Below are 13781 nucleotides of genomic sequence, written 5' to 3' on the forward strand. Positions count from 1 at the left end.
GTATAATGAAACATCTTTTTCTACTTCCACGTGTTTACTACGGATTCGGTATCATCTTTGTACTGTTTATCCTAGCTTTTCTATTCCCTGTTTTGTATTTCATAACATGGGGACTTGTAGCCGTGGGGTTTATTCTTCTTTTTACTGACTATTTTGTTCTATTTCGAGGGAAAAACAAAGTAGTTGCACAACGTTTTTTACCAGAAAAATTATCAAATGGAGACGACAATCCCATTGATATCCAAGTATCGAATCACTATTCTTTTGCGATTCATTGCGAAATCATTGATGAGATTCCATTCCAGTTTCAAGAACGCAACTTCCTCCTCGAGGAAGAATTACAACCAGAGCAAACCAAGCGTTTAACCTATACCTTATCTCCTAAATTTAGAGGGGAATATCACTTTGGAAGACTCAACATATATGTGCGTTCTCCCCTACAATTGGTATCCAAACGCTATATCTTTTCAGCAGGTCAGATGCTTCCGTGTTATCCTTCTTTTATTCAGATGAGGAAATACGACTTGATTGCTTTTGCCAAGAATAAATATGCCTTTGGGTTAAAAAAGCTACGCAAAATCGGAAATACCACTGAATTTGAACAGATTAAAGAGTATGTTTCCGGAGATGATATTCGCACCATTAACTGGAAAGCAACAGCGAAGAAAAACGATCTAATGGTCAATCAGTTTCTTGATGAGAATACGGAAACGGTCTATGCGATTATTGATAAAGGACGTTTGATGCAAATGCCCTTTGAAGGAATGAGTTTACTCAACTACGCCATCAACTCTACCCTTGCTATTGCGAATGTAGTATTGAAAAAAAATGATCGCGTCGGCATGCTTTCTTTTTCTAAAAAGGTAGAAAATAGGGTTGCCGCTTCCAACAAGCGAACGCACTTACAAAAAATCATTTCCAATTTATACAACTTGGAAACTAATTTTAGCGAAAGTGATTTTGGTCATTTGTATAGTGCAGTAAAACAATCCATTACGCACCGTAGTTTATTGTTACTCTACACCAATTTCGAATCACTGTCTAGTTTACATCGCCAATTGCCTTATTTGCGTGCCTTAGCGAAAAGCCATCTGGTAGTCGTGATCTTTTTTGAGAATACAGAGCTTAAAGCCCTAACGGAAAAGAAGGCTAAAAATACAGATGAAATAATAGACAAAATTATTGCAGAAAAATTTAACTTTGAAAAGCGTTTAATCGCCAATGAATTGACGAAATACGGAATACAAAGTATTCTGACAACTCCTCAAAACCTATCTATTGAAACGATTAATATGTACCTCAAAATCAAGGCAAAAGGTTTCTAAACTATGATTACAAAAAAAATAGAAAGCACACAAAACCCCCTAATAAAGACGATTCTTCAATTACAAGATAAAGCAAGAGCGCGCAAAAAAGAAGGTTTATTTATCATTGAAGGCTTACGCGAGCTTGAACTGGCACAAGCAGGTGCCTATCAATTGAACACCTTGTTGTTTTGCCCAGACATCTTGCCTTTTGAACAAGTGCAACCTTTTATTGGAGCCCAGACAACGTGTATTGAAATTTCCAGAGACGTCTATCAAAAATTAGCGTATCGCGATTCTACGGAAGGTGTATTGGCTTTAGCACAGCCAAAAACACATGCTTTAGACCAATTGCAATTACCCGAAAACCCAATTATCCTCGTAGCAGAAGCTACAGAAAAACCAGGAAATATTGGCGCGATGCTACGCACCGCTGATGCAGCTAATATTGATGCTGTCATCATCGCTAACCCGCGAACAGATTTATACAATCCCAATATTATCCGCTCGAGTGTTGGTTGTTTATTTACCAACCAAATTGCCGTAGCGACCACAGAAGAAGCCATTGCCTTTTTAAAAGATCGCGGCATTCACACGTATGCAGCTACGTTACAAAACTCGTGCAGCTACCACACCCAAGACTACACCACACCCACGGCTTTTGTAGTTGGAACTGAAGCAACTGGCTTAACAGAACCGTGGCGAGCAAGCAGTACACAGAATATCATCATACCTATGAGTGGTACCATTGATTCTATGAATGTATCTGTTGCAGCCTCTATTCTACTGTTTGAAGCAAAAAGACAACGCGATTTTAAGTAATGCAAATAAACCCGCATAGACTCTAATGATTTCAGTCCGAATAAACTAGGAAAAAAATCACAATATATTCAACAATAATACGCACTAGCGAACGTTTTATTAGAATAATTAAAATGTTAATCTCGCGTTACAGCTTGCTTATTTTATTTATATTTGATTTTTATTAATTTTTCCTTAACAAAAAACTTAAACAGACAAAGCGCTATGAAAAGAAGCAACAGATTCTTTAACCTATTCACCCTTACTATACTTCTTTCTTTTACTACTGCAGCAATGGCTCAATTTAAGCCGAAATACAATTACGAAGAACGCTTGCACTATAATTATCCGTGGAAAGTCAATCTTCAAATGAGTATGCTGAACAATAATTTTGATTGGGATGATCCCACAAATTTTGACGAATTAAAAGCGGCCTCTTTACCTAAGTTATCCGTAGAATATTATGCAGGTAAAAACGTTAGTTTTAAACTAGGTGTACTATCTAGTGAAGTCAAAGCGGAAGATTTAGTGAATGGTAGAGTGGCGCATGATAAATTTAACGTATTTGCAGTAGACGCAACCATGATCTATAGCTTGGGAGGTTTATTTAATATTCCAATTGTTGATCCTTACATTGAAACAGGATTAGGCTATACTAAATTCAACAAAGATGACAAAGCGATGTTTAACTTCGGTGGAGGTTTAAATATTTGGTTATCAGATACTGGATTATTTAGCGTTGGACAATACAACCGTGATTTATTCATCAATCGCTTTGGGTTAAACTTTGAAGTTCTAGGTAAAAAGAACTTGAGTGGAGGACCTGGAAGTAACGTTCAAATCAACGGCGGGGTATTCTTTGTATTCTAAAGTAAAAAAGATAAATTGGCGATTTGAGTAGCCACAGAAAAAAAACAACAGTAGGGGTGTATTGCGATACACCCCTACTTGCATATACAGGCTTTTTTTCTTACATTTAGTATATCTTTATCGATCAATAGTAGTATGACAGAAGCAGAAATTGAATTAGAAAATAAGGCAATAGCAAAAGAATATAAAGAGTTACTGAAAATCAGTTATCAAACTTTATCTGATGCAGATAAAAAATTAATTAGAAAGGCGTTTGACGTGGCCGTTGATGCCCATAAAGATCAACGTAGAAAATCGGGAGAAGCTTATATTTTTCACCCCATTGCCGTTGCAAAAATCGTCGCTTCTGAAATTGGATTAGGTGCAACCTCCATTGCGGCAGCTTTAATGCACGACGTCGTTGAGGATACGGATATCACCGTAAAGCAAATTGAAGAGTGGTTCAATCCTAAAATAGCGCAGATTGTTGAAGGATTAACGAAGATGGCTCTATTAGAGCCGGATTCTCACATTTCGATGCAAGCGGAGAACTACCGCAAAATGTTACTTACGCTAAATGATGACGTACGCGTAATTCTGATTAAAATTGCCGACCGTTTGCACAACATGCAAACCATGGAAAGCATGGTGGATTACAAGCAAGCTAAAATTGCTTCAGAAACCTTGTATATCTATGCCCCACTCGCCCATCGCTTAGGCTTGTTCAACATCAAAACCAAGTTAGAGGATCTTGGTCTGAAATACACAGAACCCGAAGTGTATAAAGACATTGTCCACAAAATGAAAGAAACGAAAGAAGAGCAAGAAGCTTATATCAAATCCGTTTCGGACATCTTGAAACAATCCTTAGATGAAGAGCATATCCAATATTCGATGAAAGGTCGTCCGAAATCGATTTATTCGATTCGACGCAAGATGAAGGCACAGAATGTAACCTTTGACGAAGTATACGACAAATTTGCCTTGCGCATCATTTATAAATCAACCCCACACGAAGAGAAGTTCATCGCTTGGAAGATTTATTCAATTGTAACGGACCACTTCCGCCCTAGCCCGAGTCGTTTAAGAGATTGGATTTCCTCTCCTAAATCTACGGGATATGAAGCCTTGCACATTACTGTAATGGGCCCTAAAGGACGTTGGGTTGAAATACAAATCCGAAGCGAGCGCATGGATGAAATTGCCGAGCAAGGATATGCTGCGCATTATAAATACAAACAAGGCGTTACGGAAGAAAATAGCTTAGACCTTTGGTTGAACCAATTGAAGGAAGCGCTTGAAAATGCAGAGACTAATGCCGTAGATTTTGTGGAAGACTTTAAACTAAGTCTTTACGCCAAAGAGATTTACGTCTTTACACCTAAAGGAGAGATTAAATCCCTTCCCAAAGGAGCTACTGCACTTGATTTTGCCTTTGCTATTCACTCGGAGATTGGTTTAAAAACAAGAGGTACTCGTGTAAACGGTCGATTGGTACCTTTGAATCACATCTTATCTAGTGGGGATCAAGTAGAAATTATCACATCCGAAAATAAAAAACCGAATGTCAACTGGTTAGATTATGTTACGACCAGTAGAGCTCGAAATAAAATCAAGAGCTCATTAAACGAGAATACGAAGAAGATTGCTGATGAAGGAAAAGAGCAATTGCAACGTAAACTGAAACATTTAAAAATCAATCTGGACGAAACAACAGTCAATGAAATGGTTAACCATTTCAAACTCAAAACCAGTCAAGATTTATTTTATCGCGTTGGTGCTGGTTTAATTGACAATGCTCAGTTGAAGGAATACGCATCGAAACGCAACAATACGTTGTTCAACTTTTTCAAGAAAAGCATCAAACGAACTCCTTCTGCTCCAATAATTCAGGAATCAGAAGATAAAAAATCATTAGATTTACTCGTTTTCGGAAAAGACAAAGAAAAGTTAGATTATAAATTAGCCACGTGTTGTAATCCGATACCTGGAGATGATGTTTTTGGATTTGTAACGATTAACGAAGGAATAAAAGTACACAAAACCGATTGTCCTAATGCACTGAGTATGCGTTCAAACTACGCGTACCGTATCATGCAGGCACATTGGGTTGCTTCTTCTACTTCGTTGAACTTTGAGGCAACGATTAATATTACGGGACTAGACTCTGCCGGTTTAACCACCGAGATCACCAAGATTATTATGGAGAGTAAAGCCGTAAATATTCGAAGTATCGCCTTGAGTGAAAATGCAGGGTTATTTAAAGGATCGATTACCGTAATCGTTCCAAACAACGATATTTTGAAGAAAATGATCGCCAATATCAAGAAAATCGAAGGAGTGGATAAAGTCACTCGAGTGAATACCAATTAAACACAGCCAATACGCCTGTCTTTAATTTAAAAAAAGATAATCAATCAATTAATTTTCTCACAAGAGAAAATACAACTATATTTGCATTTTAGTATTTAGTTATGGGAAGCGAGAATAATCAAGAAATAGTAAAAAACGTTTTTACGAAATTTTTAGAAGAAAGAGGTCATCGAAAAACACCTGAACGATACGCTATTTTACAAGAAATTTACGATAGTGAAGAGCATTTTGATATCGAGTCTTTGTACATCAAAATGAAAAATAAAAACTATCGAGTAAGTAGAGCTACGCTGTACAATACTATTGAAATTTTATTAGAGTGTGGTTTAGTTCGAAGACATCAATTTGGACAAAATCAGGCACATTACGAGAAGTCATATTTTGACAAACAGCACGATCACATCATTTTAACTGATACAGGAGAAGTGATTGAATTCTGCGATCCTCGTATTCAAACCATTAAAAAAACAATAGAAGATATTTTTAATATTGAGATTCACAATCACTCGTTGTATTTCTATGGCAATAGAAAAACGAATGAAGAAGAGTCTGAATCCTAACACAACTAATTTAAAACTTTAACAACACAAAAGAATGGCAGTAGATTTACTACTTGGCTTGCAGTGGGGTGATGAAGGTAAGGGGAAAATTGTGGATGTCCTTACTTCAAAATACGACATTATTGCACGCTTTCAAGGTGGACCAAACGCAGGACACACCTTAGAATTTGACGGAATTAAACACGTTCTTCGTACAATTCCTTCTGGTATTTTTCATAAAGATTCAATCAACATCATCGGAAACGGTGTAGTAATTGACCCTGTTGTTTTCATGAAAGAAATTGAAGGTTTAGAGCAATTCAAAATTGACTTTGTCAATCGTTTATTGATCTCTAGAAAAGCGCATTTAATTCTTCCTACGCACCGTTTACTTGATGCTGCTTCTGAAGCTGCAAAAGGAAAAGCAAAAATCGGTTCTACATTAAAAGGAATCGGTCCTACTTATATGGACAAAACTGGTAGAAACGGTCTTCGTGTTGGTGATATTGAATTAGAGGATTTCGAACAAAGATATCGCACATTAGCAGACAAACATGAATCTATGATTCAATTCCACGATGTGGATATGCAATATAATTTACCTGAATTAGAAGAAGAATTCTTCCAAGCAGTTAAAGAATTACAAAAGTTAACTTTCATTGATAGCGAGGAATATTTAAACCGCGCATTGAAAGAAGGAAAAACAATCTTAGCAGAAGGAGCTCAAGGGTCATTATTAGATATTGACTTCGGAACATATCCTTTCGTAACTTCTTCAAATACTACAGCAGCAGGTGCTTGTACTGGTTTAGGAATTGCACCAAACCGCGTACAAGAAGTGTTTGGTATTTTCAAAGCGTATACTACACGTGTTGGAAGTGGACCATTCCCTACAGAGCTTCATGACGAAGTAGGTGCTACAATGGCTTCTGTTGGTAGAGAGTTTGGATCTGTTACAGGTCGTGCAAGAAGATGTGGATGGTTGGATTTAGTTGCATTAAAATATGCAGTTGAAGTGAACGGTGTTACTGAACTTTACATGATGAAAGCAGACGTTTTATCTGGATTCGAAACATTGAAAGTTTGTACAAAGTACACGTACAAAGGAGAGACAATCAACTATCTTCCGTACAATATCGAACCTGAAAACGTAGAACCAATCTACGAAGAAATCAAAGGTTGGAATGCAGACTTAACAGGAATGACATCATACGATCAACTTCCTACTGAATTAAAAGCGTATATTCAATTCATTGAAAATTACCTTGATGTTCCAGTAAAAGTTGTTTCTGTTGGTCCAGATAGAAAACAAACGATTATAAAATAATAAAAGTCCCACTTCTTGAGAAGTGGGACTTTTTTCTTATACAGCACTAGTGAAGAATACCTTCACCATTGGTTCGATTACAACTTACCTCCCTATCTTCAAGTTACCCATAAATCACGTATCGATGCCATTCTTTGTTATTAGGCGCATTGATATCCCATGGCGCTAAACTAAATGACTGATAGACAATCCCCTCATTAAATTGTTCTAAATCCGCTGTAGAACAAGCGGTTCTTATTGTTTCAACTTCCTGAAATAAAAGTGCCGGACTAAAGGTATTCACCTCTTGATTGAACTGTACATCTATCTGATTGAGGACTCCATAATTAGAAGAGATATGGGTAAATGCAGCATAATTTGCATAGGCATAACAAGGTCCTTTTGGAGGAGTATTCGTCTGTAAGTAAGTAGAGAGCTCCTCTTTCAATAGTTGCAAATCTGCAATTGTAACAGTAGAATTAACCTCAAAAACGTCTTGTTGTAAAGAAAAGTTAGCATAAGCAGCCATCACTTCAAAATACACCACAGCTAGGTCTACTTTCACGTTGTTTCGTTTTGATTCCAAATTATATCCACCAGAAACGGGTTCAAATACAACAGACTCATTTAAAAGGTTACTCCAAATCGCTTGGGACGATGAACAACTAAAAAAATCCACTACTGTACTTCTAATTATCGTTAGCTCATCTCCTATGGTATCAAAGGAAGCTGTTCCCTTGCGCAAGAGCACATTTTCTGATCGTTCTGCATATCCTCCACCTACGTCTGCATGAGCGCCTGGCACAAAAACCTCTTTTACTTTGGGTGTGTAATAATTTTCAATCACAATTAATCCCTGTGCTCTATTTCGCTGTTGAATACTGGTTAAGGGGAAATAATTTCGCGCTTCATTAATGGCCGTTAAATGTAAAATCTGATCGATTCTTTCCATGTCTTGAGCATTGAAATGGAGGGTTGGAGTACTTAATCGCAAGAGCGAAACTACGGTATCATAAATTCCTAAGAATCGAATACGAACATTTGGATAAGCTAAGGCTCTTTTAGCAAAATCCCGAGCTAAGGCTGCTCCCCTACTAAAACCATACACAAAGAGATGAACCTCTCCATTGGGGACGGTTTGTCGAAAAGCATCTAAAAAGTCAAGTCCCTTGCTCAATTTATCATCATAACCATACCCCGAATAACCAATAGGATTGTTTCCCGTTGCTTTGGCCCATTGAGAATCATCCTCATTATCCAATGTGCCAACACCTTCTACATATAGCTTATCTGAAACCACACAAGCCTCAAATAGACGAGTAATATTCGTTATCACACCAAATTTATCTGGGTCTCTTCGGGCATTTGTTTTATTATTTCCCGTACCATCAAAAAACACAGCTGCTTTAGCTGTCGTTCTTACTTGATCATCTTTCATTTAATTTAAAATTTTGGGTTAATGAATAGGCGTAGTTTATCCCCTACAAAATGAATAAAATTGTAATAAGATCCTCCAGATGAAGCGATTCGTTTTTTGCAAACCACCTCATATTGCGCAGTACAATCCTATCTCTTTTTTGTTTGTGAATCCACTACTTATCTGTTCCCTAATTCAAGAATAGCCAAAGCGTATAGGGGTAAAACAAGAACGAACCTGCAGTATTTCTGTTCCATGCTTTTATTCCTACTGCTACTGCTGTTTGCACATTACATACAGCCATAGTATCTCTGCCCCTCTTTTCATAAGGGTACTTGCATGCATTTCGAAAAAATAATTGATTTTTTAGGGAATAGAACCTAAGTAATGGTTCTATCATTCAACCGAACTAGCGATTCGGTATACAGTTCTTTTGACGCAGTGAAGACAAGAATATCTAGCAAACTAAACTTCTCTTTTCTCGCGTTCAATCAAAACTAATAAGATCTATTTTTAATCGCCTCTAATACTGTTACAAAAACAAACTTCATACCAAAAACCATTGCATGATGAGATAATAATCATTTATCTACCATTTTAACAAAGAACAGGTTCAACAAGGTCTAGCCTCATTTTTCCATGCTATAAAGCACCTCTTCTTTCTGAATTGCAAAAAACAATAAACTCCTTATCTTTTGCCTCCTCCTATATCTACTAATTACTGACCTAGAGAGGATTCCACTACAACTGAACAGTCCCACCTTTTAAGAGATGGGACTGTTTTATTTTGCTTTCAATTTAACTAAATTACATCACTAAGACATCGTTATCCAAAAATCTCATTACGAGCCCATTGATTATTATTGGGTACATTGGGATTAATAAGAGCTAAGTTGAAGGCCTCTGTAATAACATCCTCATTAAATGACGAAAAATCTTCGTTTGGATGCTCATGTTTCACTCTTTCGATTTCTGCTACTAATTGTTCAGGATCAAAAATATTCAACCAATCATTTACTGTACCATCACTATTTATCATCTTTTCATAAAAAGCAGAGATATGTGTAAATTTAGCAAAAGTCGCATAATTAAAACACAACTTACTTCCTTCTTGATTTGCTTCAATATACGTCAGTATATCATCTTTTACTATTTTTAACTCCTGATCATAAGCAATATTACTATCATCAAAGATTGCTTCATTCATAAAGAAATTTGAATAAGAGGCCATGACTTCAAAATAAACTAGAGGAAGATCGACTTTAATTGTTCCTCTACCGCTACTCAACCTACTTTCAGTACCATTAGAAATAACAACATCTTTTAAAAGCTCCTTCCAAATCAGTTGCTCATTACATTTAACACTATCCTTCATGCTATTGATCATCAAAGTCAACTCTTGGTCTGCAGTCTCAAAACTCTCTGATCTTTTATTTAAATAAACACCTTCCTCTTTCTCTAAATATCCTCCACCAACATCAGCATGTGCACCTGGCACAAAAATTTCTTTTACTTTGGACGTATAGTAGTTTTCAATAGCAACTCGATTAGTTTCTCTACTCTTAACTTGGATACTGGTCAATGGAAAATATTTTCGTGTTTCTTGAATCGCGGTGAGATGCAGAATCTGATCAATTTTCTCCATTTCTCCATCCGTAAAATGAATCTTTGGGTAGGAATCAATGACTCGTATGAGAGACATCACGGTGTCATAGATTCCCAAAAAGCGTATGCGAACATTCCCAGAAGCTAATGCTTGTTTGGCAAAATCTCGTGCCAAAGTAGCTCCTCTACTAAATCCATAAATGACTAACTCAATATTATCCGTTGAATGTAATCTTTTATACGCTTTTAGAAAGTCTAGTGCTTTTTCTAATTTATCGTCATAAGAAAAGCCACTCTTCCCTGGAGGATTATTTCCTGTTCCTTTCGCCCAGTCTGAATCATCAGAACCATCTCGAGTACCAATCCCTTCAATGTAAACTCTATCTGCTACTGCACAAGCTTCAAATAATCGGTTAATATTAGTTAGGCCTCCAAATTTTTCAGGATCCCTACGTGAATTGGTTCTGTTATTGCCAGTACCATCAAAAAATACAGCAGCTTTAGCTGTCGCTCTTACTTGGTCATCTTTCATTTCATTTAAAATTTTAGATTAATAAATGGGCATAGTTTACCCACATAAAAAACAAACAAGATTGTATTTCAGGATCCTCTAATGATGCTATTAACTTCTTGTAAATTACATCATCGCGCAAAGTACAATTCTATCTTATTTTCGCTTGTGAATACACTACTTATTAGCATCCCTACTACACTTGGTTCAAGGTGTATAGAATCAAACAAAAACCGACCTGCAGTGTCCATGTTTCATGCTTTTAGCTTCTACTTCTACTGTTGTTTATACATACAGTAGAACACACCTACGTTCCCTCTTTTGGTAGGGTATATCTTTGTATTTCGAAAAAATAATTGATTTTTTAGCGTATAGAACCTAAGGTGGTGGTTCTATCATTCAATTGAACTAACGGCTCCATATACGGTCCTTTAGACGCTATGAAAACAAGAATATCTAGCAAGCTAAACTTCTCTTTCTCACGTTCAATCAAAACTATTAAGATCTTTTAATCTACAATAGGACTGATACAAAATCAAATTCTATACCAAAAAACACTATATGAGGATATTATATTCATGGATTAATGAGGGTTGTGGGTTGCTTTGTGAGGTTCGTGCTTTGTGAGGTTCGTGCTTTGTGAGGTTTGCTCTTTGTGAGGTTTGCTCTTTGTGAGGTTTGCTCTTTGTTGACACTTCTCACCATCTACCCTCCTCACCATCTAACCCCCTCACCATCTACCCTCCTCACCATCTCTCACCGCCTTTGTCGGAAATCATCCGGTTATTTGGCAAATTGCCATTTGCCACTACGAGATTTTACATCTCACCTCCACACCCCCTCACCCTCTCACCATCCACACCCAGCATCAAGGTTTCTTCCGTTCTCCTTTGGCTTTCCTTGGACTTTCCTCCGAGACTCCTTGGGCATTCCTTGGACATTCTTTCGACATTCCTTCGACAAAAGGGGCTATTTCCCTAGTATACTCCAAGGAAAGTCCTAGGAATGTCGAACAAAGGCACTGCGAGATTAGAAGTTAAGGTTAAGGGATTATGGGTTATGGGTTATGGGTTGCTTTGTGAGGTTCGTGCTTTGTGAGGTTTGCTCTTTGTTTCACCTTCTCACCATCTACCCCCTCATCTTCTCACCATCTCACCATCTCACCATCTCACCATCTAACCACCTCACCCCCTCACCCTCTATCTTAGCGTATTGTCTTTTTGCTTTTTTGCAAATCCTCTTTAATCGATAAACCTACAAACTCACAAACCTCACAAAGAGCAAACCTCACAAAGAGCAAACCTCACTATCTCACCTTCCCCCCCTCACCGCCTATCACCCCCTCTCCCATTGATATTCCTATAATTTATTCTTAAGTCAAATTGAACTTCGCATATTTTGTTTAAATTTGAAAAAAATATAGACTTGAGAACATTATACTTCTTTATCCTATTCACGTTAATTAGCATTCCTAGTTTTAGTCAAGATAAAAACAAGATTATCATTCACCATGCGGATTTATCAGATCGAAATCAAGCGGAATTGCCTGATGCGACTTTGCTAAGGGGAAATATCACGGCAGAACACAACGGAATTATACTCAATTGCAACAAAGCTTATTACTTTGAGAAAGAGAACTACATCAAACTTTTGGGTGATGTAAGGATGAATCAAGGGGATACCTTATTTCTGGATAGTAAATATGCAGAATACAATGCAATCAATGGATTTGCTTATGCAGAAGGAAATGTAATTGTACGTTCTCCTGATTCAACATTAGAAACTGATACATTGCGTTTCAACCGCAATGAGAACTTGATTTACTATAATACACCAGGAACTATTGTAAACAAAGGCAATGTCTTAAAAAGTAAATCAGGAAAATACTTGATGTCCGAAAAGAAATTTCAATTCTTTACGGCAGTTACCATTACTACCACACAAGGAACCATTGTCAAATCCAATCACTTGGACTTCTACGAAGTTCCTGAGCATGCGTATGTATTTGGCCCATCAACCATTACAAATAAAGACGATTATATCTATACTGAAAATGGCTATTACGACGTCAAGCACGACTTGGGTAAAATGGTCAAGAACTCCTATATCTGGTATGATCAGCGGAAAATAGAAGGTGATTCCATCTACTATAACAAGCTCAACGAATTTGCTTCTGCTACCAATCACGTACGCATTACCGATACCATTAATAAATCGAGAATAACGGGACACTATGCCGAGCTTTACAAGTTAAAGGACTCGATGTTTGTGACGCAAAAAGCGTTGGTCAGTATGCTGACAGAAGAAGGAGATTCGGTTTGGTTTCACGCCAAGCGCATTGTATTGACGGGACCTGAGAAAGATCGAATTATCCGCGGGTATCACGATGCTCGAATCTTTCGAGATAGTATGAGTGGAAAAGCTGATTCCATTCATTCAAGTGAGCGATTGGGATTAACCCAACTAATTGGACGTCCTGTTTTGTGGAATGGCGATAGCCAAGTTACAGGTGATGTGATGCATTTAATCAACGATTTACAGACGAACCAAATGGATTCCCTCAAAGTGCTCAACAATGCGTTTATCATTGAAAAGGACACCATTGGTACGGGATATAATCAAGTCAAAGGAGTTAACCTTTACGGTAAATTTAGAGATAACAAGCTTAGTGAATTAGACTTGGTTAAAAATGCGGAGATGATTTACTATGCGTACAATGAGAAAAACGAATTTATCGGTATAGACAAAGGAATTTGTAGCCACATCAACGTAGGCTTTAGTGACAATGAAATTAGTACAGTCACCCTATTTGTTTCGCCTGAAAGTGAACTCTATCCCGATGAGATGTTACCCCAAAATGCACGATTTCTAAAAGATTTCCTCTGGCGGGGAGATGAAAAAATCAATTCCTTAGCGGAGATTTTCAGCGATGAAGAAATTCAGGAGGAAGCCGATAAAAAAGAAGAACGAGAACAAAAACAAAAAGAGGCAGAAGAACCGATCGAGATTCAAAAGGAAACTTTAAATCCAGAGGCTGAGCCTCAACAGACAAAAGAGAAAAAAACCTCTAAATAAA

At 37.3% G+C, this 13781-nt stretch carries 9 protein-coding genes; 7 read left to right on the top strand and 2 right to left on the bottom strand.

Going from position 1 to position 13781, the window contains the following annotated elements:
- Positions 1–5: 5 nt before the first annotated feature.
- The 6 genes from ACUTSE_RS13755 to ACUTSE_RS13780 all read left to right on the top strand — a co-directional run bounded on the left by ACUTSE_RS13755 (position 6) and on the right by ACUTSE_RS13780 (position 7193).
- On the top strand, positions 6–1325 hold the full coding sequence (locus tag ACUTSE_RS13755; protein WP_445640644.1) for a DUF58 domain-containing protein: 1320 nt from the start codon (positions 6–8) through the stop codon (positions 1323–1325).
- A 3-nt stretch (positions 1326–1328) separates the two neighbouring features.
- A complete protein-coding gene (locus ACUTSE_RS13760) occupies positions 1329–2126 on the top strand; it encodes a TrmH family RNA methyltransferase (RefSeq protein WP_445640645.1) in 798 nt (265 codons plus the stop codon).
- Between the two features lie 204 nt (positions 2127–2330).
- Entirely contained in the window at positions 2331–2975 is a 645-nt protein-coding gene (locus ACUTSE_RS13765; protein ID WP_002991829.1) for a hypothetical protein, read from the top strand.
- Between the two features lie 135 nt (positions 2976–3110).
- Entirely contained in the window at positions 3111–5327 is a 2217-nt protein-coding gene (locus ACUTSE_RS13770) for a RelA/SpoT family protein (protein ID WP_445640646.1), read from the top strand.
- A 101-nt stretch (positions 5328–5428) separates the two neighbouring features.
- On the top strand, positions 5429–5887 hold the full coding sequence (locus ACUTSE_RS13775) for a Fur family transcriptional regulator (protein WP_002991826.1): 459 nt from the start codon (positions 5429–5431) through the stop codon (positions 5885–5887).
- 34 nt (positions 5888–5921) lie between these two features.
- Complete coding sequence (locus tag ACUTSE_RS13780) at positions 5922–7193, top strand: adenylosuccinate synthase (RefSeq protein ID WP_002991825.1); 1272 nt, start codon at positions 5922–5924, stop codon at positions 7191–7193.
- 103 nt (positions 7194–7296) lie between these two features.
- On the opposite strand, the gene ACUTSE_RS13785 is transcribed toward ACUTSE_RS13780, so the two are convergent.
- Both ACUTSE_RS13785 and ACUTSE_RS13790 read right to left on the bottom strand, forming a co-directional pair.
- Positions 7297–8610, bottom strand: a complete 1314-nt coding sequence (locus tag ACUTSE_RS13785; RefSeq protein WP_445640647.1) for a phospholipase effector Tle1 domain-containing protein — start codon at positions 8608–8610, stop codon at positions 7297–7299.
- Between the two features lie 805 nt (positions 8611–9415).
- Positions 9416–10726: a T6SS phospholipase effector Tle1-like catalytic domain-containing protein gene (locus ACUTSE_RS13790; RefSeq protein WP_445640648.1), complete on the bottom strand. Its 1311-nt coding sequence runs from the start codon at positions 10724–10726 to the stop codon at positions 9416–9418.
- 1404 nt (positions 10727–12130) lie between these two features.
- Here ACUTSE_RS13790 and ACUTSE_RS13795 point away from each other — a divergent pair.
- Positions 12131–13780: an OstA-like protein gene (locus ACUTSE_RS13795; RefSeq protein ID WP_445640649.1), complete on the top strand. Its 1650-nt coding sequence runs from the start codon at positions 12131–12133 to the stop codon at positions 13778–13780.
- The last annotated feature ends 1 nt before the right edge of the window (position 13781 follow it).

This window comes from Myroides sp. TSA_177.3, from assembly GCF_052691955.1.

Coding starts and splice junctions, on each gene's coding strand:
- ACUTSE_RS13785 (WP_445640647.1), bottom strand. CDS start 8,610: ATGAAAGATGATCAAGTAAGAACGACAGCTAAAGCAGCTGTGTTTTTT.
- ACUTSE_RS13775 (WP_002991826.1), top strand. CDS start 5,429: ATGGGAAGCGAGAATAATCAAGAAATAGTAAAAAACGTTTTTACGAAA.
- ACUTSE_RS13770 (WP_445640646.1), top strand. CDS start 3,111: ATGACAGAAGCAGAAATTGAATTAGAAAATAAGGCAATAGCAAAAGAA.
- ACUTSE_RS13760 (WP_445640645.1), top strand. CDS start 1,329: ATGATTACAAAAAAAATAGAAAGCACACAAAACCCCCTAATAAAGACG.
- ACUTSE_RS13765 (WP_002991829.1), top strand. CDS start 2,331: ATGAAAAGAAGCAACAGATTCTTTAACCTATTCACCCTTACTATACTT.
- ACUTSE_RS13790 (WP_445640648.1), bottom strand. CDS start 10,726: ATGAAAGATGACCAAGTAAGAGCGACAGCTAAAGCTGCTGTATTTTTT.
- ACUTSE_RS13780 (WP_002991825.1), top strand. CDS start 5,922: ATGGCAGTAGATTTACTACTTGGCTTGCAGTGGGGTGATGAAGGTAAG.
- ACUTSE_RS13755 (WP_445640644.1), top strand. CDS start 6: ATGAAACATCTTTTTCTACTTCCACGTGTTTACTACGGATTCGGTATC.